The sequence below is a fragment of the Candidatus Rhodoblastus alkanivorans genome, from assembly GCF_022760755.1.
GTDB lineage: Bacteria > Pseudomonadota > Alphaproteobacteria > Rhizobiales > Beijerinckiaceae > Rhodoblastus > Rhodoblastus alkanivorans.
This window is the reverse complement of the sequence record NZ_JAIVFP010000001.1, coordinates 1703673-1729304: the sequence shown is the minus strand read 5'-3', so window position 1 is coordinate 1729304 and position 25632 is coordinate 1703673. Positions and strand designations below refer to the sequence as shown.

Annotated in this window: 25 protein-coding genes; 8 read left to right on the top strand and 17 right to left on the bottom strand. The window is 64.0% G+C overall.

From position 1 onward, the window contains the following. Positions 1–70 precede the first annotated feature (70 nt). Positions 71–898 carry an SHOCT domain-containing protein gene (locus tag K2U94_RS07985; RefSeq protein WP_243066706.1) on the bottom strand — a complete coding sequence of 276 codons (828 nt, stop codon included), beginning with the start codon at positions 896–898 and terminating at the stop codon, positions 71–73. Positions 899–1113: 215 nt separating this feature from the next. On the opposite strand from K2U94_RS07985, the gene K2U94_RS07980 reads away from it, so the two are divergent. Next, positions 1114–2409 (top strand): DUF3422 family protein, encoded by a 1296-nt coding sequence (locus tag K2U94_RS07980; RefSeq protein ID WP_243066705.1) that lies wholly within the window; start codon positions 1114–1116, stop codon positions 2407–2409. A 38-nt stretch (positions 2410–2447) separates the two neighbouring features. Here K2U94_RS07980 and K2U94_RS07975 read toward each other — a convergent pair whose 3' ends face one another. Then, the gene (locus tag K2U94_RS07975) at positions 2448–2933 is read right to left on the bottom strand and encodes a Dps family protein (RefSeq protein WP_243066704.1); all 486 of its coding nucleotides are present in this window, start codon (positions 2931–2933) and stop codon (positions 2448–2450) included. A gap of 172 nt (positions 2934–3105) precedes the next feature. Further along, entirely contained in the window at positions 3106–4347 is a 1242-nt protein-coding gene (locus K2U94_RS07970) for a glycosyltransferase (protein WP_243066703.1), read from the bottom strand. Here K2U94_RS07970 and K2U94_RS07965 point away from each other — a divergent pair. Together K2U94_RS07965 and K2U94_RS07960 are read left to right on the top strand one after the other, a co-directional pair. Then, the gene (locus K2U94_RS07965; RefSeq protein WP_243066702.1) at positions 4346–5923 is read left to right on the top strand and encodes a glycosyltransferase family 39 protein; all 1578 of its coding nucleotides are present in this window, start codon (positions 4346–4348) and stop codon (positions 5921–5923) included. The two genes, K2U94_RS07970 and K2U94_RS07965, sit on opposite strands and share 2 nt — an antisense overlap. Before the next feature lie 69 nt (positions 5924–5992). Next, positions 5993–7504, top strand: a complete 1512-nt coding sequence (locus K2U94_RS07960) for a protein adenylyltransferase SelO (protein ID WP_243066701.1) — start codon at positions 5993–5995, stop codon at positions 7502–7504. Positions 7505–7674: 170 nt separating this feature from the next. On the opposite strand, the gene pqqC is transcribed toward K2U94_RS07960, so the two are convergent. The 12 genes from pqqC to pqqA form a co-directional block, all read right to left on the bottom strand. Then, complete coding sequence (pqqC, locus tag K2U94_RS07955) at positions 7675–8439, bottom strand: pyrroloquinoline-quinone synthase PqqC (protein ID WP_243066700.1); 765 nt, start codon at positions 8437–8439, stop codon at positions 7675–7677. A 109-nt stretch (positions 8440–8548) separates the two neighbouring features. Beyond that, positions 8549–9283 carry an ATP-binding cassette domain-containing protein gene (locus K2U94_RS07950; RefSeq protein ID WP_243066699.1) on the bottom strand — a complete coding sequence of 245 codons (735 nt, stop codon included), beginning with the start codon at positions 9281–9283 and terminating at the stop codon, positions 8549–8551. Then, positions 9273–10010, bottom strand: a complete 738-nt coding sequence (locus K2U94_RS07945) for an ABC transporter permease (protein ID WP_243066698.1) — start codon at positions 10008–10010, stop codon at positions 9273–9275. The genes K2U94_RS07950 and K2U94_RS07945 overlap by 11 nt, the downstream gene beginning before the upstream one ends. After that, positions 10007–10999, bottom strand: coding sequence for an ABC transporter substrate-binding protein (locus tag K2U94_RS07940; protein WP_243066697.1), 993 nt, complete (start codon positions 10997–10999; stop codon positions 10007–10009). Before K2U94_RS07940 ends, K2U94_RS07945 begins: the two co-directional genes overlap by 4 nt. 29 nt (positions 11000–11028) lie before the next feature. Next, positions 11029–11712 (bottom strand): response regulator transcription factor, encoded by a 684-nt coding sequence (locus K2U94_RS07935; RefSeq protein WP_243066696.1) that lies wholly within the window; start codon positions 11710–11712, stop codon positions 11029–11031. Positions 11713–11976: 264 nt separating this feature from the next. Continuing rightward, complete coding sequence (locus K2U94_RS07930; protein WP_243066695.1) at positions 11977–13755, bottom strand: PQQ-dependent methanol/ethanol family dehydrogenase; 1779 nt, start codon at positions 13753–13755, stop codon at positions 11977–11979. 85 nt (positions 13756–13840) lie between these two features. Beyond that, positions 13841–14701: a substrate-binding periplasmic protein gene (locus tag K2U94_RS07925; protein WP_243066694.1), complete on the bottom strand. Its 861-nt coding sequence runs from the start codon at positions 14699–14701 to the stop codon at positions 13841–13843. Next, complete coding sequence (gene pedF, locus K2U94_RS07920) at positions 14702–15148, bottom strand: cytochrome c-550 PedF (protein ID WP_243066693.1); 447 nt, start codon at positions 15146–15148, stop codon at positions 14702–14704. It lies immediately after the preceding gene. Between the two features lie 127 nt (positions 15149–15275). Then, positions 15276–16391, bottom strand: coding sequence for a pyrroloquinoline quinone biosynthesis protein PqqE (pqqE, locus tag K2U94_RS07915; protein WP_243066692.1), 1116 nt, complete (start codon positions 16389–16391; stop codon positions 15276–15278). Between the two features lie 2 nt (positions 16392–16393). Next, positions 16394–16678: a pyrroloquinoline quinone biosynthesis peptide chaperone PqqD gene (gene pqqD / locus K2U94_RS07910; protein ID WP_243066691.1), complete on the bottom strand. Its 285-nt coding sequence runs from the start codon at positions 16676–16678 to the stop codon at positions 16394–16396. After that, positions 16675–17595: a pyrroloquinoline quinone biosynthesis protein PqqB gene (gene pqqB, locus K2U94_RS07905; RefSeq protein WP_243066690.1), complete on the bottom strand. Its 921-nt coding sequence runs from the start codon at positions 17593–17595 to the stop codon at positions 16675–16677. The genes pqqD and pqqB overlap by 4 nt, the downstream gene beginning before the upstream one ends. A 1233-nt stretch (positions 17596–18828) precedes the next feature. Beyond that, positions 18829–18915, bottom strand: coding sequence for a pyrroloquinoline quinone precursor peptide PqqA (pqqA, locus tag K2U94_RS20740; protein WP_425332546.1), 87 nt, complete (start codon positions 18913–18915; stop codon positions 18829–18831). A gap of 556 nt (positions 18916–19471) precedes the next feature. Here pqqA and adh point away from each other — a divergent pair. From adh to K2U94_RS07885, 4 genes are all read left to right on the top strand, one after another. Next, on the top strand, positions 19472–20992 hold the full coding sequence (gene adh / locus K2U94_RS07900) for an aldehyde dehydrogenase (RefSeq protein ID WP_243066689.1): 1521 nt from the start codon (positions 19472–19474) through the stop codon (positions 20990–20992). 102 nt (positions 20993–21094) lie between these two features. Continuing rightward, positions 21095–21484, top strand: a complete 390-nt coding sequence (locus K2U94_RS07895) for a DUF779 domain-containing protein (protein ID WP_243066688.1) — start codon at positions 21095–21097, stop codon at positions 21482–21484. 160 nt (positions 21485–21644) lie between these two features. Continuing rightward, positions 21645–22031, top strand: coding sequence for a DUF779 domain-containing protein (locus K2U94_RS07890; RefSeq protein WP_243066687.1), 387 nt, complete (start codon positions 21645–21647; stop codon positions 22029–22031). A 162-nt stretch (positions 22032–22193) separates the two neighbouring features. Next, positions 22194–22559, top strand: coding sequence for a hypothetical protein (locus K2U94_RS07885; protein ID WP_243066686.1), 366 nt, complete (start codon positions 22194–22196; stop codon positions 22557–22559). A gap of 9 nt (positions 22560–22568) precedes the next feature. Here the strand turns inward: K2U94_RS07885 and K2U94_RS07880 are convergent, their stop codons facing one another. Continuing rightward, on the bottom strand, positions 22569–23087 hold the full coding sequence (locus tag K2U94_RS07880) for a CreA family protein (RefSeq protein ID WP_243066685.1): 519 nt from the start codon (positions 23085–23087) through the stop codon (positions 22569–22571). Positions 23088–23173: 86 nt separating this feature from the next. Between K2U94_RS07880 and K2U94_RS07875 the strand changes: the two genes are divergently transcribed. Beyond that, positions 23174–23953 carry a DODA-type extradiol aromatic ring-opening family dioxygenase gene (locus K2U94_RS07875; protein ID WP_243066684.1) on the top strand — a complete coding sequence of 260 codons (780 nt, stop codon included), beginning with the start codon at positions 23174–23176 and terminating at the stop codon, positions 23951–23953. Positions 23954–23956: 3 nt separating this feature from the next. Here the strand turns inward: K2U94_RS07875 and K2U94_RS07870 are convergent, their stop codons facing one another. Beyond that, positions 23957–25450 carry a porin gene (locus K2U94_RS07870; protein ID WP_243066683.1) on the bottom strand — a complete coding sequence of 498 codons (1494 nt, stop codon included), beginning with the start codon at positions 25448–25450 and terminating at the stop codon, positions 23957–23959. Between the last annotated feature and the right edge of the window lie 182 nt (positions 25451–25632).

Below are 25632 nucleotides of genomic sequence, written 5' to 3'. Positions count from 1 at the left end.
GCTCTGGCGTGCGCCAACCGCTCGCGCAGTTTTGCGGTCGCTCTGGCGTGCGCCAACCGCTCGCGCAGTTTTAGAGCCGCGACAGCAGCTCGGCCTTTTTCTTGGCGAATTCCTCTTCCGAGAGAATGCCCTTGTCGCGCAGGCCGGCGAGCTTTTCGATGGTCGCGAAAATATCCTGATCGCTCGCCGTGCTCGGCGCAGCTGGCGCCGGGGCGGGCGGGACCGGAGACGGCGCGAAGGCCGCAGGCTCCGGTTCAGGCGCGGGCGCGGCAGGCGCTTGCGGCGCGGGCGCAGGCTGCGGCGCCGGCGAAACGAGCGGCAGGTCGGCGACGCGAACCGGGCCATATTGACTGGTGAAAGTCAGCGACTGGTCGCCGCTCTGCTGCTGCGAGACGCCGCCGATCATATGATCTCCGGTGTCATAGATCCGCGTCACGCCGCCCTGCTGGATCGCAAGGCGCCGCGTTCCCGGAAAATAGGCGTAGCGTAGGTCGTTCTGGGCGCCGCTGGACGATGGGGAACCCAGTTCCGCCGGCCACCACGAACCGGACGACCCTTGAACGAAAAAGCTCACCCCCGCGCCGCCGCCCTGCGACTGCATCTGGGATTGGCTCGGCGCCGGAGCGAAGAACGACTGATGGCGCAACAGCCCGGACAATTCGTCGCACAGCTGGCTGACCTTATATTTCAACGAATTGTTGAACATGTCGCCGATCATGATCATGCCGCCCCGGGACCATTGCCCCATGCCGCCGAGATCGGGATGGCTGAACTGGGCCTGGGTCCCGTTGCCGGCGACCAGCGCCTGCATGAGAACCAGCGCGGCGTCGAAACTCACTCCATGCGCATTGGCGAGATTTTGAAGGGTCTGGCGACCTTCGGACGTAAGTTCCTGCATTGCGAGCCAACTCCGGCTTTGCCCGCGGCCTCAAGGAAAGCGGCCGCGACGCCGGAACCTAACACTTTACCCGCGTCGCGTCCTTGACAATCCACGGGCCATATTTTCCCCTTGAAATTCAGCCGTAACTCGCGAATTCCTTGCGCGCGACAAACGAGCGGCGCAAACAGCTCGGACCTGCCGGCGGAGACCGGCGTGATTCTCGCGGGGGACCGATGACGGACTCAGGCTTGGGCGCTTCGGCTTTCGAACAACACCCCCTTCGCGCGCGCATCCTTGGCGAGTTGCATGCTCGCCCGACCCGCCCGCTGGAGGCGCCCGCGCGCATCCTGCATTTCGCCTTCCTGACCGACTCCACCCGCGCCGAAGCGGACCGCCTCGCCTTGACCGAATTATGCGTCGAACGCGGCCTGACCGGCCCGGACCCGCAAACCCGGCAGTTCCGCGTCGAATTGCAGGGCGCGACCTTGATGTGGGAGCGGCACGGCGAATTCATCACCCATGGCTGGGAATTCGCTGGCGTCGAGGCAGACGAGCCGTTTTCGCCCACGCCCGCCGCGCTGATGCAGAAAATCCGCATGCTGCCGCAGCCGGGGCCGCTGCTGGTGGCGGCGGACCTCCACATGCTTCACGGCGACCGCGACCCGGCGTCGCTCGGCGCGGTCTTCGGGCCGCTCCAGGCGGCGATCGCCGAGGCGAACGCCGGCCGCGCCCTGATCGCCACCGATTTCGCGCCCGATACTTTCGGCTTTGTCCGCATTTTCATCGCCAACCGCTCCATGCCGCCGATGGCGGCCGGCCGTCTGGCCCAGCGGGCGCTCGAAGTCGAAACCTATCGCACCCTGGCGCTGATGGGGCTGCCGGAGGCGCAAAACCTGGCGCCCTCGATCCGCCGCATCGAGCAGGAACTGCCGCGACTGCTCGACGCCATGACGCAAGCGACCGGCGTCGAGCAGAACCGTCACTTGCTCGACGCGTTGACGAGCCTTGCATCGGAACTGGAGGTGGGCGCGGCGGCAAGCCTCTATCGTTTCGGCGCCACCCGCGCCTATGACGATCTCGTAAACTCTCGTCTGGAGGCGATCAACGAGACGCCCCTGCCCGATTATCCCAGTTGGTCCGGCTTCCTGACCCGCCGCCTGCAGCCCGCCATGCGCACATGCCGCAACACCGAGGCGCGCCAGGCCGACCTGTCACGCAAGCTGGCGCGGGCCGCGCAGCTCCTGCGCACGCGAGTCGACACCGAGGTCGAGGCGCAGAACGGCGACCTGCTGCGCCAGATGGGCGAGCGGGTGAAATTGCAACTTCGTTTGCAGCAGACGGTGGAAGGGCTGTCGATCGCCGCCATCACTTATTACATCGCCAGCGTCTTCCACCATCTTCTGGAAGGGGCCAGGGAGGCCGGCGCACATGTCGAGCCGGACAGGGATACGGCGATCCTCATCCCCTTCATTGTCGCCTTTGTCGGCTGGACGGTCTGGCGCATCCGTCGCAAGCACCATGCCGAATAGGCGGGCGCGGGGAGCGAGGCCCCCCGCGCCAAAACAGTTCAGTCCTCCAGCAGGCTCCGCAGCATCCAGGCCGTCTTTTCATGAACGTCGAGGCGCTGGGTCAGCAGATCCGCCGTCGGCTGATCGTTGGCCTCGTCCACCAGCGGGAACAGGTCGCGCGCCGTGCGGGCGGTCGCCTCCTGCGCCGCGACCAGATGGCGGATCATGTCGAGCGCCTTGGGAACGCCCTCGACTTCCTTAACCGACGCGAGCTTGACGAATTCCTTGTAGGTTCCAGGCGCCGGGAAACCGAGCGCGCGAATGCGCTCCGCGATCAGGTCGAGCGCGTTCCATTGCTCCGTATATTGCCCCATGAACATCAGATGGAGTGTGTTGAACATCGGACCGGTGACGTTCCAGTGGAAATTATGCGTCATGAGATAGAGCGTGTAGGAATCCGCCAGCAGATGCGACAGACCCTCGGCGATCTTCTCGCGCTTTCCCTCCGGAATGCCGATGTTGATCGCAGCAGATTTCTTCGACATCGTAACGCCTCAAAATTTCAGCTATTGACTGGGCCTGGCCCGAAAGGCCGCCCCGCTGGCCGCGCATTGGGGCGTGAGCAGCGCCGAATCTATGACACGCGGCGCCGCAAAACATCCAATAAGAAAAACAAGATTTATTGATCGGTTTTTCCGGATAGGGCTCCCCGCGGCTTCAGTCCTTGCGCCACACGAACAGCGAGCTGAGGGTGTAGTTCCAGACCGAGCCCATGACCACGCCGGCGAGCGCCGAGAGCGAGACCTCGGGATAGAGGCGATAGAGCCAGGCGGCGACGCCGACATTGGCGACCGCGCCAACGCCGCAGACCGTGTAGAAATAGAGCAGGCCGCGCAGCATCGGCCAAAAGCCCTTCAGCTTCGAATCGCGATAGGTGATCGAATTGTTGATGAAGAAATTGCTGCTCATCGCCACGATCACGGCGATGCTCTGGGCGACCGTGAAGGTCACGGGGAGCGCGGCCATGGCCAGATTGACGGTGGAGAGGTGGATCGCAACGCCGCTCAGGCCGACGAGCGCGAAAAAAATGAAGCGCACGGGAATGCGCCCGCCGCTGACCTTGTTCAACATCAGCCCGAGGAAGTCGAGACCGACCTTGACGTCGAATTTGGATTCACCCGCCAGGCGTTCGCGAAACATATAGCCGACCTCCTCGATCTTCAGGTCCTGTTTAGCCGAGGCGACGATATCCGCGAGAATCTTGAAGCCGGTGGGCGCAAGTTCGGGCGCGCAATCCTCGACGATCTGCCGCCGCAGCATGAAAAAACCGCTCATGACGTCGGAAAAATCAGCGCGCAAGGCGTCTTTGGCGAGACGGATCGCGAGGCGGCTGATCGCGGCGCGGTGCGGCGAAAAGCCGGCATCGGCGGATCCGCCCGCGACATGGCGGCTGCCGACCACCAGATCGGCCCCGGCATGGATTTTCTCCAGCATGGTCGGCAGAATGCGCTCGTCATGCTGCAGATCGGCGTCCATAACCGCGACCAAAGGCGCGCTGGAGGCGAGAATGCCCTCGATACAGGCGCCGGCAAGGCCCCGGCGGTTGACCCGGCGCAGGCAGCGCACGCGCGGGTCCTCGCGGGCGATCTGCTTGGCGAGCGACGCGGTGCCGTCGGGGCTGTCGTCGTCCACGACGATCATCTCCCAATCGACGCCAACGAGGGCCGCATCCACGCGCCGCACCAGTTCGCGAAGATTGCCGCTTTCGTTGAAGGTCGGAATGACGAGCGTGAGTTCGACGGCCAAGACCGGGGATTTCCTTTCGTGCGGCAAATCTGTTAGCTGGAAAGCCTCGCTCAGTACAGCCAGCCTTTTCGCCGCCGCCATCAGTCGCTCGCGATCCTGGTCGGGCGCGTGAGCCGGCTTGGAATCAGGGTTAGGAGATTTGGGCGCCTGCATGGACCACACCCTGTCCGATCGAACAAATCTTGTTTCCGCCGCGCGCTTGACTGCGGAACGCAGGACGCTGCTCCTCATTCTGGCTGTCGTTGCGTTAAGATTTGTTTTCGCCGCCACGACCGGGCTCGGCGTGGACGAATCCTACACCGTCGCCACCAGCCGCGTCCTGACTTTAAGCACCTACGACCACCCGCCTCTCGCCTGGTGGATCGCACATTTTACAGGCAAACTGCTCGGCGAAAGCCCTTTGGCCTTGCGCGCGCCCTTTGTGCTGCTGTCGGGCGTCACAAGCTGGCTGCTGTTCGTACTGACGCGCCGGCTCTTTTCCGCCGAGGCCGGCTTTTACGCGGTCTTCGCGCTCGCGCTTTCGCCCGCGCTCGGCCTTGCGGACGCGGTCTGGATTCTCCCCGACGCGCCTCTGCTCCCCGCCATGCTCGCCTGCGCGTTTTACCTCTCGCGGGTTTTTTTCGACGACGACCGCGCCCACTCCCCGCGCTATTGGCTGCTCGCGGGCCTTTTCGCCGGCCTCGCCATGCTCTCGAAATATCACGGCGTACTGCTGTTCGGCGGCGCCGGCCTTTTCGTCCTCATGAGCACACGCCAGCGTTTCTGGCTGGCGACGCCCTGGCCGTGGCTCGCGGGGCTCGTCGCGCTGGCCGTTTTTTCGCCGGTCCTGATCTGGAACGCCCAGCACCATTGGGTTTCCTTTCTTTTCCAGGGCGCGCGCTCCGGCGCGCCGCGCCTCCATCTCCTCGCGCCGCTCGCCCTCATCGGTCTGCAATCCCTGTTTCTCGCGCCGTGGATTTTCTTTCCGCTCGCGGCTCTGTTCCTGCGCGCCTTATGGCGCGGGCCATCCCATGAACGGGCGTTCTTCCTCGCCTGTCTGGGCAGCTTCCCGATCGTTCTCTTCACAGTGGTCGCATTCTGGTCCAGCCATCGCGTCCTGCCGCATTGGGCGGCACCGGGCTATCTGATGATTTTTCCGCTGCTCGGCCGCGAAATCGCGGCGCGCCTTTCGCGAGCGGATGGCGCATGCCAGACCAAGCGCCAGACAAACACGCGGCGGGCGCTGGCCGCGGCGGCGGGCTTCACCTTAATCGCCGCCGCCGCCGTCGCGGCTCTGCCGCGCCTGCCCCTGCCCTGGTTCGCCGGGCCGCGCGATCCTCTGATCGAAACGCTCGGCTGGGACGATTTCAGCCATGCGCTTTCCGCGCGCGGCTGGCGCAAGGGTGACATTTTCATCGCCGCGACGCGCTGGCTCGACGCCGGCAAGCTCGATTACGCCCTCCACGGCGACCCGCCCGTGCTGTGCCTTTCGGACGACCCGCGCGGTTTCGGACTCATTCGCAACCCCCGCAACTTCATTGGCCGGGACGCGCTGATCGTGGCGCCGAATCTGACGCTGCAACAGGCCCGCGCGCGTCTGGGGCGCCATTTCGACACGATCGAGCCGCTGGCCCCGGTCGAAATCATGGCTGGGGGCAAGGCTGCGATCACGCTTGACGTCTATCGCGCGACCGATTTCCATGACCCGGCGCCGGAATTTTCGCTGCGGCCGGCCGAGCTTGAAAAATAGCTGGCGCGGTCCCAGTTCAGGGTCTGACAAATTGGCGCGCTTCCTGCTTGAGACGCGTCAGGAGTAAGCATGACCGCGACCAGCCACTTCCTGCGCGAGACGTCCTATCGCGCCCTACCGCCCGAATTTTTCGCCGCCGCTACGGTTTCTCCGGCGCCGGCGCCGGAATGGGTCGTATTCAACGACGGGCTGGCGGCTGAACTCGGCCTTCCCGAGAACGCCGCGACTCCGGGCCTTCTGCAATTGCTTTCGGGCGGCCCGCCGTCGGAGGGGCGCGAAAATATCGCGCTGGCCTATTCCGGCCACCAGTTCGGCCAGTGGAATCCGCTGCTCGGCGACGGCCGCGCCGCGATGATCGGCGAGATCGTCGCGCCCGACGGCGTGACCTATGACGTGCATCTCAAGGGCTCGGGCCCGACCAAATTCGCCCGCCGCGGCGACGGCCGCGCCACTTTATCCGCCATGCTGCGCGAATATATCGTCAGCGAGGCCATGGCCGGGCTGAAAATCCCGACCACCCGGGCGCTAGCCGTGGTCGCCACCGGGGCTCCGGTCTATCGCGAAACCGCCCACCCCGGCGCCGTCCTGACCCGGATCGCGCGCAGCCATGTCCGGGTCGGCACTTTCGAATATGCTGCCAATGAGGACGCCCGCCGCAACCAGGGCCCCGTCCTCACCCGCGCGCTGGCCGATCACTGCATCGCCCGCCATTTCCCCGAATTCGCCGGCCAGAAGGACGGCTATCTCGCCTTCTATGCGTCGGTGGTGGCGCGGCAGGCCCGGCTCGTCGCGCAATGGATGCTGGTCGGCTTCATCCACGGCGTCATGAACACCGACAATATGTCGATCGCCGGGGAGAGCATCGATTTCGGCCCCTGCGCCTTCATGGACGCATACAACCGGCGGCAGGTGTTTTCCTCGATCGACGCGGCCGGGCGCTATGCCTTCAACCGCCAGGCGCCGATCGCGTCATGGAACCTCGCGCGGCTCGCCGAGGCGCTGCTGCCGCTGTTCGACGACGACGACGCGGTCGCGCTGCGCCGGGCGCAAGAGACGCTCGAAGGCTTCCAGCCCGCCTATGTCGCAGCGCTCGGCCAGGGGCTGGAGCGCAAGCTCGGTCTCAAACCGCGCGATGCCGCCAATGAGGACTTCATCGCCGGAATGTGGCGGCTGCTGGAAAACTCCAAGGCGGACTTCACTCTGTTCTTCCGCCGGCTGACCTTGTTCGCCGCCGGCTCCAACGCGCCGGCCTTCCTCGATCTGTTCGCGGAGACCAGCGCCGAGACGCGCGAGGAAGCGGCAAAATTCCTCGCCGACTGGCGCGGCCTGACGGCGGGCGACGATTTCCCGTCGCGGCTCGCCCTCATGCGCGCCAGCAATCCGATCGTGATCGCCCGCAACCACCGCGTCGAACAGGCGCTCAACGCCGCCAACGAAGGCGACCTCGCGCCCTTGCTGCGACTCTGCGCCGCGCTCAAAACCCCCTTCGAGGATCCCGCGCCGCCCGAAAAGCCCGAGGACGATCTGGAGGCGCCGCCGCGCCCGGAGGAACGGGTGGTGGAGACTTTTTGCGGGACGTGAGCGCGGGACGTTGCGGTGTGTCCATCAGCGGTGGACCGCGCCCGCCGCTCTGTCAACGATCTATCCGGATGGCCCCCCTCTCCGCATAGGACGCAGTCTTTCGACGGGCTGCATAGGGCGTCCGCAAGGACGCCCGTCTTTCGACGGGCGACCCTGTAGAGGGGATATCGTTACGCCGCTGGCACAAACGCTCCCGGCGGGATCATGCCTTGGACATAGGCGAGATAGAGCGCGTCGAGTTGGGCCCACAGCACGTTGCATTTGAACTGCACCGCCTTCACGCAGGCGTCCTGCTCCTCGCGCGTTTTGGCGTGGGTCTTGATGTAGTCGAGCGCGAAGTCGGCGTCGCGCGGGGCCTGCGACAGGCGGCGCTTGAAATAGGCCATCACGTCGTCACTGACGAAACTGTAATTCTCCAGCATGCCGGCGATGCGCTCGCGGTGGATTTTCGGGGCGAACAATTCGGTGAGCGACGAGGCGACGGCGACGACCAAAGGCTGTTCGGCGACGAAGCGGACATAGGCCTCGACCGCGAAGCGGGTCGCGGGCAGAGCGCCTTCCTTGGAGATGACATAGGCGCGGTCGAGCCCGAGGCCGTCAGTCAGGATCAGCCAGCGCTCGATGCCGCCTTCCTCTTCGCCAAGGCCGTCATGGTCATGGATGCGATGGATCCATTCGCGGCGCAGCGCGCGGTCGTCGGTGCGGGCCATCAGCGCGGCGTCCTTGCGCGGCACGGCGTCCTGATAGCAATAGCGGTTGAGCGCCCAGGCCTGGACCTGGCCCTTGTTCATCTGGCCGCCGTGCAGCATTTTGTGGAAAATGTGCTTGTCGTGGTAACGCTCGGCGCCCACGGCGCGGATGGCGGCTTCGAATTCTTCCGGCGTCAGAAGATCGGTCGGCGCGGAGGTCTTTTCGGCCAAAGCGGCGCTGCCCATGGTTTCGCTCCCATTGTTGATTTCGCTCTTTGCAATCTGCCCGCCGGCGTCAGCCGGCGCCGCGCCGGTCGGCGCGGACGCCGTCGACCATTTTCAATGGCCGATGGCGCTATGACGCGCTGTCCGGATTACCACTCCCGGGCGCGTCGATCACGTAATAAATCTCTGCGGAAGCCCTCAATTTTGTAAGATTTTCGTCACGCGCGCCACGCGGCGCGGCGATCGGAAGCCGGCCCTTGATGCGCGTCGGCGCGCGGTCGAGAAAGATGATTTCGTCGGCGAGCATAAGCGCGTCGTCGAGGTCATGCGTCGCGATCAGCGCCGTCATTTTTTTCGCGCCGATCCGCCGCGCGAGCAGCGCGCGCAGGCGCAGATGCAGCGCGCGGTCGAGCGAGGCGAAAGGCTCATCGAGCAGCAGAAGCTCAGGCTCGACCGCAAAGGCGCGCGCCAGCGCGGCGCGGCGCGCGAGGCCGAGCGAGAGCTGACCCGGATAATCGGCGCCGCGCCCATCAAGTTCGAAAGCCGCCAGCAAGGCCTGCAGTCCCGGGTCGTCAAGGCCCGGCGCGGCGAGGCGGAGATTGTCGGCGACATTGCGCCAGGGCAGGAGCCGCGGTTCCTGGAACACCATGCCGATGCGCCGCGGCGCGCCTTTGACGGCGCCGGAAAAATCGCGGTCGAGCCCGGCGACGATGCGCAGCAAGCTGCTCTTGCCGCAGCCCGACGGACCGAGCAGAGCGACGATCGCGCCCTCCGCCACATCCAGCGCGAATTGATCGAAAACCAACCGATTGCCGCCGCCGGCGAGACGATAGGCCTTTCGCGCAATGCCGATTTCAAGCGCCATGGCGACGCCACCAGCTCGCCGCCTTTTCCGCCGGTCGCAGAACGAATGTTTCCGCCAGCATCATCAAAGCGATGAAGGGCAAGGCATAGGCGAGCAGAAGCCTGAGGTCGAACAGCTGGAACGCCTCGTTCATCTTGAAGCCGACGCCATTGGGGCGGCCGAGCAATTCGACCACCAGCACGATCTTCCACACCAGGGCCAGCCCTCCGCGCGCGGCCGCCGCGAAAAAGGGCGCAAGCTGCGGCGCGACGACATGGCGCCAGCGCCGCCAGCGCGAGAAGGCGAAAACCTGAGCCATTTCGTCGAGCGCGGGGTCGAGGGCGCGCGCGCCCTCACGCAAGGTGATGACGGCGTTGGGCAATTTGTTGAGCGCGATCGCCGCCAGCGCCGAAACCTCGTTCAGACCGCCCCAGATATAGGCGAACATGATCACCACCAGGGCCGGCGTGTTCAGCAGGATCACGACCCAGGGATCGAGCAGCCGGTCGAGCCAGGGCGAACGCCCCAGCGCCACGCCAAGCGCGGAGCCGGCGATCATGGCGAGGGAAAAGCCGGCGAGGACGCGCGTGAGCGTCATGCCGAGATTGAAGGCCAGCGCGCCGCTGCGCGCCTCCGCCCACATGGTGGCCGCGACCGCCTCCGGGTCCGGGAGATAATGCGGGCCGAGCAACCGGGCGCCGATCTGCCACAACGCCATGAACAGGAAAATGGAAATCAGACGCGTCATGGATTTCCGGCTTCGCCCGGCGGGCGGTAAAAGACGTTCGCGTCGAGTTCGGTCGCCTTGCCGACGAGCCGCGGGCCGCCGACCTCGGCCAGAACCTTGTAGATCGCGGCGGCGTCGGCCTGATATTCCGCGAGCGGCGCCGTCGGAAGGCCCTCGCGGTAATATTGCCGCATGATCGCCAAGGTTTTCGGGTCGGAGACGCCGATCAGCGGGACGATCTTGGCGAAGGCCTCGTCATTGTCGGCAATGAGCTTTTTCGCCTTCATCATCATGGCGAAAAAGCGCTTGAGCCTGTCGGCGTTCCTGAAGCCGAAATCCTGCGAGAAGACATAGCCGGTGACGATGACCGGCCCCTTGGCGCCGAGATCGCGCTCGACATCGCGCATGTCGATGGCGCGCACAAAGCCCTTCCCTTGCAATCGCGCGGCAAAAGTCCAGAATTCCAGCGCGGCGTCGAGTTCGCCCTGCGAAAGCTTTTCCGCCAGCAGCGGCGGCGCCGCAAAGGCCGGCTCGGCCTGATTTTTGAGATTGACGCCCTGTTTGAGCGCCCAGGCCTGCAGCATCAGCCAACTCTTGTCGAACGAGCCGCCGGCGACGCCGATTTTCTTGCCGACGAGATCGGAGGCCTTCCATTGCGCCGCCGGCGCTTTCGCCATCACCGCGCCAAGCGCGGTGGAATGGGGATAAAAGACGAGCTTCGTCCCGAGTCCCCGCTCGCGAGCGACCCACAGCCAGTCGGAGAGGATCAGGTCGGCGCCGCCGCCGATCAGCGCGATCTTGCCGGCTTCGGTCGTCGCCAGCCGGGTCGTGTCGAAATCGATCCCGGCTTCCTTGTCGAGACCATAGGCGCGGGCGATCGCCAGCTCCCAGGCGAAGGTTCCGGTCGCCTGAACCGCGATGCGAAGTTTTTCGGCGGCGCGGACGGAGGACGGCAGCGCGAGGCCCGCGGCGCAGGCGGCGAGAAACAAGCGGCGGGAAACGGAGCGCACGGCGGGACCCTTTGCGAGACAACTCGATTCTACGAGCTCTTGTCCCCGCCGGAATGGCTTTCGGCGGAAAATTGCGCGAAATCCATCTTGCCGACCTCGATCGCCGCCTTGGTGCGGCTATAGACGTTCAGCTTGCGCAGGATTTCCGAGACATGGGCCTTCACGGTGGTCTCGGCGACGCCGAGTTCATAAGCGATCTGTTTGTTCTGGAGACCGGCGCGAATCATGTCGAGCACGCGCAATTGCTGCGGCGTCAGATCCTGGAGGCGGCGCAGCATGTCGCCGCGTTCGACCTCGGACGGCTGCGGCTGGTCGAGATCGCGGAAGCGCTCCGGCAGATAGACCGAGCCGTTGAGCACTTCGTTGATGGCGTGGGCGAGTTCGCTCTTCGAGGTCGCCTTCGAAACGAATCCCGCGACGCCAAGCGCGAGGAGGTCGCGCACCACGCGCGGGTCTTCATGGGCCGAGACCACCATGATCGGCAGATGCGGATGGACGGCGCGCACGCGCACCAGGCCGGACAGGCCGGTGGCGCCGGGCAGGAAGAGATCGAACAGGCCGAGATCGATGTTCTTTTCGCGCCCAAGGACATTCAGCGCGTCATCGATCGTCGTCGCTTCGAACACTTCGCATTTCGGACGCTCCAGCCGCACCGCGCTTTCGAGCGCCTCGCGGAACAGGGGATGATCGTCCACGATCAATATGCGCGTCATCCTGACGTTCCTCCGCCGAAATTTTTCGCGAGCGGCGTCTGGTTTTCCGGCGCTTTGGCCGCCCGGCGATTCGCCCACGGATCGCGCGGGCCACGTGAGCTGAATTTGCGCCTCGCCGCCGCCGCGCGCAAGAGTTGGCGCGCGCAAGACATGGGAAGAAGCGCAAGACTAAGAAAGAAAAAGGCGGCCGCGCATCGCACGGCCGCCCATTTGCAATCATCGGGGGCGAAGCCCCGGGTCTGACCCGAGGCCTGGCCGACCGCCTCATTTGGCGGCGGTGGACGACGCCAGCTTGAACGCCCAGTAGGAGCCGCCCTGGTCGATGCCCTTGAAGGTCTTGGCGACTTCGCCGCCCCACAGCGGCACGGCGCCGCCCCAGCCCGCGGCCACGCCGACCATCTGCACGCCGTCCTGGTCCCAGGTGATCGGCGGCGCGACGATGCCGGTGCCGACGTTGAACTTCCACAGCACCGCGCCGGTCTTGGCGTCGAAGGCCATCAGATAGCCCTCGGGCGTGCCGGTGAAGACGAGGCCGCCGGCGGTGGAAAGAACGCCGCCCCACAACGGAGCCTTGTTCTTGTATTCCCAGATCACCTTCATCGCGATCGGGTCGATCGCCTTCAGCGAGCCGATGTGATCCTCGAACACCGGCTTGATGTTGAAGCCCGCGCCGAGATAGGCCGCGCCCTTCTTGTAGACGACCGGCTCGTTGTGGATGTCCATGCCCCATTCGTTCGACGGCACATAGAACAGGCCGGTCTGGTCGTCATAGGAGACGGGCATCTGGTTCTTGCCGCCGAGGAAGGACGGAACGTTGAAGACTTCCTTGCCCTTCTTGCCGTCGGCCGACTTGCTCGGATCGCCTGGACGGCTGTCCTCGTTGTAGATCGGGCGGCCGTTCTTGTCGATGCCCTTGGCCCAGGTGATCTTGCTCACGAAGGGCATGGCGTGGATGAACTTGCCGTCGGTGCGGTCGAGAACGTAGAAGAAGCCGTTGCGGTCGGCGGTGGCGCCGAGCTTCATCTCCTTGCCGCCCATTTTGGCGTCGAACGGAATGAATTCGTTCACGCCGTCGAAGTCCCAGCCATCATGCGGGGTGGTCTGGAAGCCCCACACGATCTCGCCGTTTTCCGGGTTGATCGCGAGACGCGACGAGGTCCACCGGTTGTCGCCGGGCCGCGTCCACGAGTTCCACGGCGCCGGGTTGCCGGTGCCGATGAAGATGAGCTTGGTTTCCGGATCGTAGGTGCCGCCCATCCAGGGCGCGCCGCCGCCGGTCTTGTACATGTCGCCGGGCCAGGTCTCGTTTTTCTTGCCCGTCATCGTGGAGTCCTTGCCCTTGTAAGTGCCCATCAGGCCTTCAAGAACAGGACGGCTCCACACCAGCGCGCCGGTGTCGGCGTTGCGCGCCTCGACGCGGCCGACGACGCCGAATTCGCCGCCGGACACGCCAGTGACGATGAGCGTGCCATTCGCCTTGGTCGGGATGACCAGGGGCGCGGCGGAATAGGAATAGCCGGCCTTGAAGTCATCGATCGTCTTGTGCCACACGACCTTGCCGGTCTTGGCGTTCAGCGCGTAGATGCGGGCGTCGAGCGTGCCAAAATAGACCTTGTCGCCATAAAGCGCCGCACCGCGGTTGATGACGTCGCAGCAGGGCATGATGCCCTCGGGCAGGCGGGCGTCGAATTCCCAGAGCTTGTCGCCGGTCTTGGCGTCCATCGCGAACAGCCGGCTGTAGGAGGCGGTGACATAGACGACGCCGTCATGCACCAGCGCCTGGGCTTCCTGGCCGCGCTGCTTTTCGCCGCCGAAGGAGAGGGACCAGGCCGGGACGAGATCCTTGACATTGGTGGTGTTGATCTGCGTCAGCGGGCTGAAGCGATGCCCCTGCAGGCCCATGCCGTTGGTGACCACCTGTTTGGTGTTGGTGGCGTCGTTCAGCAGATCCGCGTCGGTGACGCCGGCCGCCATCGCGACGCCGGCGTAGGCGATCCCCAGAGCGGAGACGCCAGCCAGAAATGTGCGTTTCATCATTCTCATTCCTCCCAGAGACGAGCGCCGGCGCAGCCGACGCCATTCCAACCCGCGCGGCGGCGAAACCGTCGCGCGCAACGACCGCGAGCGGTCAATTTTCTTGCGGCGGAGGGCGCCATGCGACGCCATACGACGCAAAAATCCTTTTCAGTTCGCCCGACTTGGCCATGGCGGCGATCGCCCTGTCGATCGCATCGCCGAGGTCGGCGGAATCGGCCTTGACCGCGCCACCGACCAGCCAGTCCCGCGCCAACTTGTCCCGCGGATAGATGATCACGGCCGGCCGGGTCGATCGACGGGCGAGGGCCTCGACCAGCGCCGCTTCCCCATAGAAGGCTACGACCTCGCCTTTGTCGTAGGCCTCCACCGCCCCGGACTCGCCACGCACATGGACGACATTGTCGATCAGCTTGTGATCGCGCGCCGACAGCAGGATGACGTCGGCCAGGCTCCCCAGGTCAACGGCGACCTTTTCACGCTCGAACAGGGAGAAATCCTTCGCAGCGTCAGCCTTGGCCGGATCGACCGCCATCGCCAGACTCTCCGTCTGATAGGGCGCGGTCAGCTTGACCTTGTCGTTGTCCTCGGCGATCTTGGGATCGTGGGGCACATGGAGCATGACGTCCGAGGCCCCCCCGCCGGTTACCGGCCCCCGCACCACGCCATTCAACAAGTCGCCGTCGGTCGGGTCGTAGACGTCGTCGGCGGCGCGCAGCGCGCGAAAGTCGACCTTCACGCCGAGGGCTCTGCCGAGCGCGGCGCCGATATCGACGTCAATACCTTTGAGCGCGCCGTTCTCTTCCCACGACCAAGGCTTGTAGTCGTTGTAGACGGCCACGCGCAGCGTGCCGCTGGACTTCACATCCTGCAGCGGACGCGCCATCGCCGAGGGGGCCGGCGCCATGCTGCAGACCGCCGTGAAGAGAACGAGCGCGCGGAGCGTCGCGCGCATTTAGTTCGAATCGCCCTGATAGCGCGAATCGAGATAGCAGCGGATCGCCCACATGGCGTCCTGCGACAGGATGCCCTGGAACGCCGGCATCTTGGTGATGCCGTTCTGGGTGTAGCCGTGACGGATGCGGTTGATGAACCAGGCGTCGCCGTCCTCGCCCTTGTCGAGATAACGCAGGTCCGGCGCAAGGCCGCCCGACTCCGCCTCGATGCCATGGCAGCGGGCGCAGTTCTGGTTGAAGGCGGAGGAGCCGATCTTCGTCGCCAGCTCTTGATTTTTGGTGCCGCGGTAGGGGTTCTTTTCCAGCCATTCCTGGCCGACGCTCGGCAGGCCAGCGGTGTCGACGGGCTGCGGCGTCACGTCGCCATGCGCCAGAGCGCGCTCCACGCCGAAAAGAGCAAGACAAACAGCGAGGGACAGACCGAAAGTGCGGGGGGTAAGCGCCACGATTTCCTCCAGATTTTGGCCCGATCTTAGAGCGCGGCACCGTCAGGGGAATTGTACTTTGGCGCCCATAATGGAGGAGGTGGGAATGGCCGCAGCGCAGCCGAAAGGCGGCGCGGCGGGCGATATTTCAGGCGCCGCTTTTTTCGCGGACGCGCTCGACGCGGCGCGGGACGAAGCCTTCGATTTTCTCCGCGGAATCGCGCGCGGCGATTTCCGCGATGAGCCCATGACGCGGCGACTTGACGCAAATCGGATCGCAGGCCGCGGCGTCGCCGACCAAAGCCATGGCCTGACAGCGGCAGCCGCCGAAATCTATTGTCTTGCGCTCGCAGGAGCGGCAAGGCTCCTGCATCCAGTCGTCACCGCGAAAAGCGTTGAAGCCCGGCGAATTCGCCCAGATGTCGGCGAGACTTTTTTCGCGCGCGTTCCAGAATTCGAGGCCGGGAATCGTCTCCGCCGCGTGGCAGGGCAGAACCTTGCCCTGGGGCGTCACATTCATGCTCAGCCGGCCCCAGCCGCTCATGCAGGCCTTGGGATAGGTCGCATGGTAATCGGGGGCGACATGGTCGATCACGATCTGGCCCTTGTAACGCTCGCGCCGCTCCTCGACTTCGTGATAAGCCTTCTCGCTCTGCTCGCGCGTCGGCATCAGATGGGAGCGGTTGAGCAGCGCCCAGCCGTAATATTGGGTATGCGCGATCTCGATTCGCCGCGCGCCGAGCCGCACCGCGAAATCAACCATGTCGGCGGCGCGCGCGACATTGGCGCGGTGGATCACCGCATTGATGGTGAGGGGCAGGCCCTCTTCGGTCACCCAGCCGGCGACCTCCAGCTTTTTGGCGAAGCCGCCGTCATAGCCGCCGATCCAGTCTGCGCTTTTTGCTTCCGCGTCCTGAATGGAAAGCTGGACATGATCAAGGCCCCCCGCCGCGAGTTCGGCGAGCGAGGCCTTGGTCAGGCCGACGCCGGAGGTGATCAGATTGGTGTAGAGGTCGAGCCTGGCGCAATGTTCGACCAGTTCGCGCAGGTCGCGCCGCGACGCTGGCTCGCCGCCGGACATGTGAACGTGAAGCACGCCGAGAGCCGCGGCTTGCGTGAAAATGTCCTTCCATTCCTCGGTGGACATTTCCGTGTCGCGCCCGGCCATATGGAGCGGATTGGAGCAATAGGGGCAGGACAAGGGGCAGCGATAGGTCAGTTCCGCGAGCATGGCGGAAGGCGGCGCGAGGGGGGGCTTTGTCATGGTCATAGGCCGAGCATCCGCTTTTCGAGCAGGTTGGCGAGCAGGCCGCGCACGTCGCGTTCGATCATCGCGCGATCCGCGCCATATTTGTTGGCGAGATCGTCGACAATGGACGAGAGCGCGGCCGCTCCGTCGCAACGCTGCAAAATATCCACGCTGACGGCGTTGAGGCGCAGATAACGCTCCGGCGCTAGCAGCACCCAGCTCTTGCGCACCTGGTCGTTCTTGAGCTTGACCCCGCGCAGCAGATGCGGACGCGAATCGTCGGTCAATTGTTCACTTGTCACGGCCGCGTCTCCGAAAGATCGATGCGCATACCGTCGAAGCCGATTTCCCACCCCGAGGACTCGGCCTGCGCGCGCTCCGGCGAGTCGTGGCGAAGCGCCGGATTGGAATTGTTGATATGGACGAAAATCCGCCGCCCGATGGCGAGATCGGCGAGCGAGGCGATGGTTCCCTTTTCGCCGTTCATCGCCATATGGCCCATGCGCCACGCCGTCTTGTTCAGAAGGCCGAGGCGGATCATCTCGTCGTCCTCGAAGGTCGTGCCGTCGAAGAAGACGATTTCCGCGCCGTCGAGCCTTTTGCGCAAGGCGTCGGTCATGCGCGCGCAGGACGGCATGTAATAGAAGCGCCTGTCGCCCTGGCGGATTTCGACGCCGACCGTGGTGTCGCTTTCGGCGCCGAGTTCGATCTCGGATTCGTTGCGCGATTCGAGATAGAGCGGAATTTTGCCGGGCGCCACGAAGGGCGTGAGCGTGAAGCCGAAACCGGTGTCGATCGCCTGTTCGATCTCGACGGTTTCACGTTTGACCACGTCGGGATTGAGCACGCCGAACACGCCGCCGAGCGTATTGGCCATGACGCTTTTCGTCGCCCACAGCGTGAAGGGCTGCATTTCGCGCATCACCAGCAATCCCGCGATATTGTCCACGTCGCCGTTGGGCGCGAAGACCCCCTTAATCGGCGAATGGCGCGGCGCGGCTTTCGGATGAAGCTCTGGATTGGCGATGATCTGCTGGCGCAGGTCGGGGCTTGCCGAGAGGACGACCCAATTGTCGCCATCGGCGCTGACCGCGACGCTGGCCTGCGAGCGTTGCACGATCCTGCCATCGCGCTCGAAAGCGAGGCGGCAGTTTTCGCAAAGACAATTCCATTGCGGGAGGCCGCCGCCCGCCCCCGATCCGAGTACAAGAAACCGCACGCGAACGACCTCATTCCCTGCCGAGCCCAAGACGCATGCGCGCATTCCCGGCGACCGGCCATCATTTCAAATCCTTGGCTCCCGCTTCCGGCTCGCCCGGAACGGAACCGCTCTCTGGCTTCGCTCCGATCGGCTTGGATTGCATCTTGCCATCCGTCCGACCAACCCGTCCGACCAACCCGTCCGACCAACCCGTCCGACCAACCCGTCCGACCAACCCGTCCGACCAACCCGTCCGACCAACCCGTCCGACCAACCCGTCCGACCAACCCGTCCGACCAACCCGTCCGACCAACCCGTCCGACCAACCCGTCCGACCAACCCGTCCGACCAACCCGTCCGACCAACCCGTCCGACCAACCCGTCCGACCAACCCGTCCGACCAACCCGTCCGACCAACCCGTCCGACCAACCCGTCCGACCAACCCGTCCGACCAACCCGTCCGACCAACCCGTCCGACCAACCCGTCCGACCAACCCGTCCGACCAACCCGTCCGACCAACCCGTCCGACCAACCCGTCCGACCAACCCGTCCGACCAACCCGTCCGACCAACCCGTCCGACCAACCCGTCCGACCAACCCGTCCGACCAACCCGTCCGACCAACCCGTCCGACCAACCCGTCCGACCAACCCGTCCGACCAACCCGTCCGACCAACCCGTCCGACCAACCCGTCCGACCAACCCGTCCGACCAACCCGTCCGACCAACCCGTCCGACCAACCCGTCCGACCAACCCGTCCGACCAACCCGTCCGACCAACCCGTCCGACCAACCCGTCCGACCAACCCGTCCGACCAACCCGTCCGACCAACCCGTCCGACCAACCCGTCCGACCAACCCGTCCGACCAACCCGTCCGACCAACCCGTCCGACCAACCCGTCCGACCAACCCGTCCGACCAACCCGTCCGACCAACCCGTCCGACCAACCCGTCCGACCAACCCGTCCGACCAACCCGTCCGACCAACCCGTCCGACCAACCCGTCCGACCAACCCGTCCGACCAACCCGTCCGACCAACCCGTCCGACAAAGCGCGGAACCGAACTCTACCTTACGCGCTTTTTCCGCGCCGCGGTCAGACCGCCGCGAGGAAATCGTAAGTTTTTCGTCAGGCGACGGCGCCTGACGAAAAACCAGGGCACAAACACATGCCAGCGCACAAACGCAAGAACCCCACCGGCCGCGCGAGCGTCCGATGAGGCGAAAATCGCGTCAGTGAATCAGGCGATCAGATTTCGGCGGACATATAGCTGGTGACTTCCATACCCACGCACACTTCGCAGGCTTCGGGGGCGGTCCAAGTCGCTTCCGTCATCATTTCCTCCGTTGGAATATTTCGCGTCCAGCGCATCACCTGATCGGCTGCGTTTGGTCGCAGTCTGCTTGTCGACACAAACATCGCTTGCCAAAGATAAGGCGCCTGGCGCTGCCGTCTAGGGCGCCAAAGTAGGAACGCGCTCTTAAATTAAGCTCATTTCTTTTGCGATGCAGCATTTTATTTGCAATGCAAATATTCCGCCCCGCGCGCCCGCGCTGCAAAGGGTCAATGGCACTAAAGAGCAGTATCAATTTGCATCTTGGTCGGCTTAATGTGCAGTCTGTCGAAAGCGGCGCGCTGGCTGCTTCGAGTCATGTCCTGGGGAGGTCATGCAAAATTCCCATCGTCTCCGCGCGGCGGCGTCCTCGACCGGGCTTTTTGACGCCCGCGGCGGGCGGATTTGTATGCCCGTCGGAACGGAAGGGTTTCGAGAAAATCCGGCCAGAACTTGAGCGATCCGGCGAAGGCGGCCCGCGCGTGAACGCCGGCAGCGCATCGCGGTGGAGCGTTTGCGATAAGCGCCGCCAGGCGCCTGATTAATGGAGGAAAGTCTATGTACCAGGAAGCTGTAACAAATCTTACTGGCAAGAATCTGATCAAGTCGAAATTCGACAATTTCATTGGCGGCAAATGGGTCGCCCCGGTGCGCGGTCAGTATTTCGACAAGGTTTCGCCCGTCAGCGGCCAGGTGCTGGCGAAGGTCGCCCGCTCGACCGCCGAGGACGTCGAACTCGCCCTCGACGCCGCCCATGCCGCCAAGGCCAGCTGGGGCCGCACCCCCGCCGCCGACCGCGCCCGAGTTCTGCTGAAGATCGCCGACCGCATCGAGGACAATCTCTCCACCCTCGCCCTCGTCGAAACGCTCGACAACGGCAAGCCGATCCGCGAAACCACTTATGCCGACGTGCCGCTTCTGGCGGATCATTTCCGCTATTTCGCCGGCGTGCTGCGCGCCCAGGAAGGCTCGATCTCGGAAATCGATCACGACACCGTCGCCTATCATTTCCATGAGCCGCTCGGCGTCGTCGGCCAGATCATTCCCTGGAACTTCCCGCTGCTGATGGCGGGCTGGAAGCTGGCCCCGGCGCTGGCCGCCGGCAATTGCATCGTGCTGAAGCCCGCCGAACAGACCCCAATCAGCATCATGGTGCTGATGGAGCTGATCGGCGATCTGCTGCCCGAGGGCACGCTGAATGTCGTCAACGGATTTGGCGCCGAGGCTGGCAAGGCCCTGGGCTCGAGCAATCGCATCGCCAAGATCGCCTTCACCGGCTCGACCGTGACCGGCCGCACGATCGCCCATTACGCCGCCGACAACCTGATCCCGGCGACCCTGGAGCTGGGCGGCAAGTCGCCGAACATCTTCTTTGCCGACGTGATGCAGGAAGATGACGACTTCCTGGACAAGGCGCTCGAAGGCTTCACCCTCTTCGCCTTCAACCAGGGCGAGGTCTGCACCTGCCCCAGCCGCGCGCTGATTCAGGAATCGATGTACGACAAGTTCATGGAGCGCGCGATCAAGCGCGTTCAGGCGATCAAGCAGGGCAACCCGCTCGACATGAGCACGATGGTCGGCGCCCAGGCTTCGCAACAGCAGCTGGAAAAGATCCTGTCCTATGTCGACATCGGCAAGCAGGAAGGCGCCCAGTGCCTGACCGGCGGGTCGCGCGCCTCTCTCGGCGGCGAGCTGGAAAACGGTTATTACATCAACCCGACCGTTTTCCGCGGCAACAACAAGATGCGCATCTTCCAGGAAGAGATCTTCGGCCCGGTTCTGTCGGTCACCACCTTCAAGGACGAAGCCGAAGCCCTCGAGATCGCCAATGACACGATCTTCGGTCTCGGCGCAGGCGTGTGGACCCGCAACGGCACCCGCGCCTATCAGTTCGGCCGCGGCATCCAGGCGGGCCGCGTGTGGACCAATTGCTACCACGCTTATCCGGCTCACGCCGCCTTCGGTGGCTACAAGGAATCGGGCATCGGCCGCGAAACCCACAAGATGATGCTGGACCATTATCAGCAGACCAAGAACCTGCTGGTCAGCTACAGCCCGAAGGCTCTCGGCTTCTTCTGAGAGCAGCTTCACTCGCTTGCAAAATTCGCGCGGCGCACCAAAGCGCCGCGCAATTTTTTTCTATGCGCAATTGTTAAGAGACCGACGAAAACGGAGGGAAAAATGCCCGCGCCCGCCCGTGTCGACGTGACGGCCGACGCCCTGCTTTGGATCGACCGCCTTAAGACCAAACATGGTCCGCTGCTGTTTTATCAGCCCCACGGCTGCTGCGAGGGAGGGCCCGCGCCGGTCTGCCTTCCAGAGGGCGAGTACAGATCGGCCCGGAATGATCGGCTGCTCGGTGAAATTGGCGGCTGCCGCTTTTTTATGAGCGGATATCAATTCGAACAATGGCGCCACATCCAGGCGATCGTCGACGTGGCGCCGGGTCCTGGCGTCGGCTTTTCCCTCGAGTCGCCCGAAGGCGTCGGCTTCTTCACGCGTCTGCGCTTCTTCAGCGACGCCGAAATCGAACTGCTGGCCGTCGCCGGCGAGCCTGCGTGCGCCGCGTAGGGAAAAGAGCGGCTCCGCTTGTCATCGCTCGAGCATGACGCCGAAAATGCGGAACCGGACGTCCGAATATTTTATGATACAAGAAAATATCGGATCGGATTGGGTATCTCAGCCACCCATTGCAATCTGGGCCGTTGAAAATGACGCAAACGGAGGAAAAATGCCCGCGCCCGCACGTGTCGAAGCCACCGGGGAAACTCTGAACTGGATCGCCCGTCTGAAGGCCAAGCATGGCCCTCTGGCCTTTTATCAATCTGCCGGCTGCTGTGAAGGTTCCGCGCCCTTGTGCTTCACCGCGAAGGAGCTGCGGGTCGGCCCGCACGACGTACTGCTGGGCGAGATCGGCGGCTGTCCCTTCTATATCCGCGCCAACCAGTTCGAATATTGGCGTCATACCCAGTTGATCATCGACGTGGTCAAGGGCGGCGGCGAGGGCTTTTCCCTCGAAGGCCCGGAGGGAATCAGCTTTCTCACCCGCTCGCGCGTCTTCACCGACGAAGAAGTCGGCGAACTCGCGGCGCAGGGCGAACCGCCCCGCGCGGCCTGAGCGCCGGCCTTATTAACCATGATCGGCGAAATCATCTTGTGCGCTAAGCAGTATAGTTAAATTTAACGCTTTTTTCATCGGCCCCAATCCATGCTGAAAGCATGTGGAGCGGCCCGCGCCCAGAGAAAAAATTATGCGCGGGTCAATATGCGAGCCGGGGCCATGAAGTTTTACGAATTCGAGCATGTTTTTCTGCCGCGCGTGCTGGTTCCGCTGCTTGGCGGCCTGTTCGTCATCTGCGCGCTCCAAAGCGTGGCCCGGGCGGAGTCCGGGACGCTGGCGCTCGGAAACGACAGCTTCATCGTGGCGGCCGACCAAGGCTATGGCGTCAGCGATTGCATCCGCAGCGGCGACGATTGCGCGAAGATCGTGGCCGACGCCTGGTGCGAAGCTCATGGCCATGGCGAAGCCAAGGCCTATGGGCGCGCGAGCGACAGCATTACCGGCGCCATCCGCAAAGTCTCGGCCAAACCCGGCGCGACGCCCCGGTTCGCCCCGGACGACGTGTTCATTGCCTGCAACCAGTGAGCGGCAGGCTCAGTTTTTGAGAAAATCAGCGCATTTGGGCGTCGCATCGGCGCCCCAGGGCTGAATCGCCACGGTAGAAGTCGAATTCTTGGGCGAGCCTTCAACCAGTTTGTCACTATAGACCATATAGACCAGCACGTTGCGCTTGGCGTCGCAGCCGCGCACAATCTGCATGCGCTTGAAAAACACTGACCGGCTCTCGCGGAATACGACGTCGCCCTGGCCGAATTTCTCCTTGAACCGGATCGGCGCATATTGGCGGCAGGCGAGCGAAATATCCGAGGTCTGCTCCACCAGGCCGAAAGCCCCGGCGACACCGCCCTTTTCCGGCACGGTGAAATAGCAGGCGACGCCGGCGACAACGGGATCGTCGATGGCGTAGGTCGCCAGCTTGTCGTTCGGCGTCAGCAGCTTGAAGGTCGTGGACTTGCGGAAGATCAGGTCGGGATCGTCCCCGGCGCGGGCGCTCGCCGTCATGGCCAGGCATGCAAGAACGCAAAGCAGGCTTTTCGGGAAAAGGGAGGTCATTTCGGGCCGCTCCATATTGCGCCGCTTATATGACCATGCGACGCCTGTTTGAAAGGGCTCAACTGAAATAAAGCACGAGCGAAGCATTGACCTCCACCTTGACCCGCCCGCCAAGCCTTTACATTTCGCATGGCGCGCCAAATCTGATCCTTTACGACAGCGACACCCGCGATTTCTGGCGCAGCCTGGGCGCGAACGTGCCTCGCCCCTCGGCGATTCTCATCATGAGTGCGCATTTCGAAACCGCGCGGCCGACATTCGAAAAAGGCGCTCATCCGGGCATGATCTATGATTTCGGCGGTTTCGAGCCGGAATTATACCAGATGGCCTATCCCGCCCCGGGCGCGCCGGCGCTCGCCCAGCAGGCTTTTGAACTCGCCCGCGCGGCGAATCTCGACGCCGCACTTTCCGAAGGGCGGGGCTACGATCACGGGACCTGGATTCCGCTGAAAGTCATGTTCCCGCACGCCGACATTCCGGTCGCGACCCTTTCGGTGCAACCGCGCGAGAATGGCGCGCATCATTTCGCGCTCGGACGGGCTCTGTCGCCCCTGCGCGACGAAGGCGTGCTCATCATCGGCTCAGGTAGCGCGACCCATAATCTGCGCGCCTTTTTCGGCGGCGAGGACACGCCGCCCTGGGCGCTGACCTTCAACGAATGGCTGCACGACCGGATCGAAGCCGGTGACGCGGCGGCGATCGCCGCCTGGGAACAAGGCCCCGACGCCCTGCGCAACCATCCGACGCCGGAACATTACCTGCCCCTGCCCTTTGCTTTTGGAGCGGCCGGCCCCGGGACGAAAGGAAAGCGGCTGCATCACGCCATCGTCGGCCCGATCAGCCTCGACACATATGGTTTCAGCTGAATTTCAGAAGACATAGCGCAGACCGACCATCGGATCGACGGAGTTGGGATAGAGAAAGCCATTGGCCATACCGCCCGTCACCGCCGAAACCATCAAGCCGCCGTAAAGCTCGAAGTTCCGGTTGAAATGATATTCGGCGACCGCGCCGAGCGCGTCCTCCGCGCCCGCGCATGTGGCGGCGTTCTTCACCACGGCATTGTTGCGGGAAAAACTGCAATGGACCTGGCCATAGGCGTTTTGCCACAAATGATAATAGCCCAGGCTGAGGTTCAGGCGGCTGTCATAAGCAACTTTCAGGCCGGTCCAGATCAATTGCTGGATCTTGTCGTGGTATTGAAAAACGTTGTTGGCCGCGACGCTGACGAAGTAGCCGTTATAATCGAAGAAAGGCGCCAGGATCGGGTCGCTGGGATCGGAAAAGACGTAATATTCATAGCCCGCGAAAAACTTGAAGCGGTCGAACGTATATTTGGCCGAAAGCAGAACCGCCTGATTGTCGGAAATGGTCGCGGCGAGCGTATGTGACGGATAAATCAGAAGCTGGGCGGCGCTTAGCGAAGACAGCGAGACCGCGCCGCTGACATGGCTATAGACGGCGCTGAAGGAGAGGCTGCCGAAATCAGCGCCGGTCGAAAGCTGATAGGTCGCGCCGTGGTTCGCGCCCGCCCCGGCGGCCGACGGGGCGAATTTATAGATCGCGGCGAAACGCGCCGGGCCGAGCTGGATGCGATATTTCAGCGCCTCATCGAAACGCGAATTTTTGCTGTCGCCGGAAGACAGCACGCTGCTGTAGCCGAGCAGTGAAAAGGCGAGCGATCCGGCGATCGGATCGTAAGCCGAGCGATCGTTGGTGGTCAAGGTGCGCTGGCGGCCGAAGGTCAGCTCCCCGAAACGCTGCGACGACAGGCCGACATAGGTGTAATCATTGAACGCCTGTCCGGCGGCTCGGGAATCGCCATTGGCGCTCTGGGCGGCAAGCGGGACGCCATTGTTCTGCACGAGCGAGGCCGGCCCATTGCTGAGCTGACCGGAGAGCGGGTTGAAATTGGCATAGGCGGCGAAGACCGCCGAGACGCCGGGCGCGATCGGTTCGACGCCTTTCAGGCCGACGCCGGAATAGCCCATGCCGCCCGGCGCGAGATGGAAGCCGGCGTGGTCGCCGTTCTTGCTGACGCCATATTGAAGGCCCTGCGGATAGGCGCCATTCAGCGGAACGCCATGGCTTTGCCAGGCGACGCCGGCGTCTATCGCGCCGAACAAAGTCATTCCGCGCCATTTGATCGGGCCGCCCGGCAAGAACGCCTCCTGCGGCGACTTGCCGGCGTCGGCGACGGCCGGCAAGAGCGGCTGGCGTTTTTGCAAAGCGTCGATGCGTCGCGCCAATTCCGCGTTGCGCTTTTTCAGTGCGGCGATCTGCCGCTTGACCGGATCGAGCTTTTCGGCCGCCGCCGGCGCGCAAAGGCCTGAAACTCCGAGGCTTGCGGCCATGAAAAGCATAAATTTTCTCGTGATGGCGAGGCCCTGACCATGGCGGCGTTTCGGCGAACGAAGCCCGCGCCAGCTTCATTATTCTATTAAGTTAATATACAATATGGACATACTCAAGTTAATTTGCCGCCGCGCCCGCCGCAAAGGCGCCCCTTTCCGGCGCCAGATTTGCGCGCGAATCTACCTAATGA

What these genes read in the sequence shown, in the direction of transcription:
- K2U94_RS07985 (WP_243066706.1), bottom strand. Translation starts at nt 898, where the DNA reads ATGCAGGAACTTACGTCCGAAGGTCGCCAGACCCTTCAAAATCTCGCC.
- K2U94_RS07980 (WP_243066705.1), top strand. Translation starts at nt 1,114, where the DNA reads ATGACGGACTCAGGCTTGGGCGCTTCGGCTTTCGAACAACACCCCCTT.
- K2U94_RS07975 (WP_243066704.1), bottom strand. Translation starts at nt 2,933, where the DNA reads ATGTCGAAGAAATCTGCTGCGATCAACATCGGCATTCCGGAGGGAAAG.
- K2U94_RS07965 (WP_243066702.1), top strand. Translation starts at nt 4,346, where the DNA reads ATGGACCACACCCTGTCCGATCGAACAAATCTTGTTTCCGCCGCGCGC.
- K2U94_RS07970 (WP_243066703.1), bottom strand. Translation starts at nt 4,347, where the DNA reads ATGCAGGCGCCCAAATCTCCTAACCCTGATTCCAAGCCGGCTCACGCG.
- K2U94_RS07960 (WP_243066701.1), top strand. Translation starts at nt 5,993, where the DNA reads ATGACCGCGACCAGCCACTTCCTGCGCGAGACGTCCTATCGCGCCCTA.
- pqqC (WP_243066700.1), bottom strand. Translation starts at nt 8,439, where the DNA reads ATGGGCAGCGCCGCTTTGGCCGAAAAGACCTCCGCGCCGACCGATCTT.
- K2U94_RS07950 (WP_243066699.1), bottom strand. Translation starts at nt 9,283, where the DNA reads ATGGCGCTTGAAATCGGCATTGCGCGAAAGGCCTATCGTCTCGCCGGC.
- K2U94_RS07945 (WP_243066698.1), bottom strand. Translation starts at nt 10,010, where the DNA reads ATGACGCGTCTGATTTCCATTTTCCTGTTCATGGCGTTGTGGCAGATC.
- K2U94_RS07935 (WP_243066696.1), bottom strand. Translation starts at nt 11,712, where the DNA reads ATGACGCGCATATTGATCGTGGACGATCATCCCCTGTTCCGCGAGGCG.
- K2U94_RS07930 (WP_243066695.1), bottom strand. Translation starts at nt 13,755, where the DNA reads ATGAGAATGATGAAACGCACATTTCTGGCTGGCGTCTCCGCTCTGGGG.
- K2U94_RS07925 (WP_243066694.1), bottom strand. Translation starts at nt 14,701, where the DNA reads ATGCGCGCGACGCTCCGCGCGCTCGTTCTCTTCACGGCGGTCTGCAGC.
- pqqE (WP_243066692.1), bottom strand. Translation starts at nt 16,391, where the DNA reads ATGACAAAGCCCCCCCTCGCGCCGCCTTCCGCCATGCTCGCGGAACTG.
- pqqA (WP_425332546.1), bottom strand. Translation starts at nt 18,915, where the DNA reads ATGACGGAAGCGACTTGGACCGCCCCCGAAGCCTGCGAAGTGTGCGTG.
- adh (WP_243066689.1), top strand. Translation starts at nt 19,472, where the DNA reads ATGTACCAGGAAGCTGTAACAAATCTTACTGGCAAGAATCTGATCAAG.
- K2U94_RS07895 (WP_243066688.1), top strand. Translation starts at nt 21,095, where the DNA reads ATGCCCGCGCCCGCCCGTGTCGACGTGACGGCCGACGCCCTGCTTTGG.
- K2U94_RS07890 (WP_243066687.1), top strand. Translation starts at nt 21,645, where the DNA reads ATGCCCGCGCCCGCACGTGTCGAAGCCACCGGGGAAACTCTGAACTGG.
- K2U94_RS07885 (WP_243066686.1), top strand. Translation starts at nt 22,194, where the DNA reads ATGAAGTTTTACGAATTCGAGCATGTTTTTCTGCCGCGCGTGCTGGTT.
- K2U94_RS07880 (WP_243066685.1), bottom strand. Translation starts at nt 23,087, where the DNA reads ATGACCTCCCTTTTCCCGAAAAGCCTGCTTTGCGTTCTTGCATGCCTG.
- K2U94_RS07870 (WP_243066683.1), bottom strand. Translation starts at nt 25,450, where the DNA reads ATGCTTTTCATGGCCGCAAGCCTCGGAGTTTCAGGCCTTTGCGCGCCG.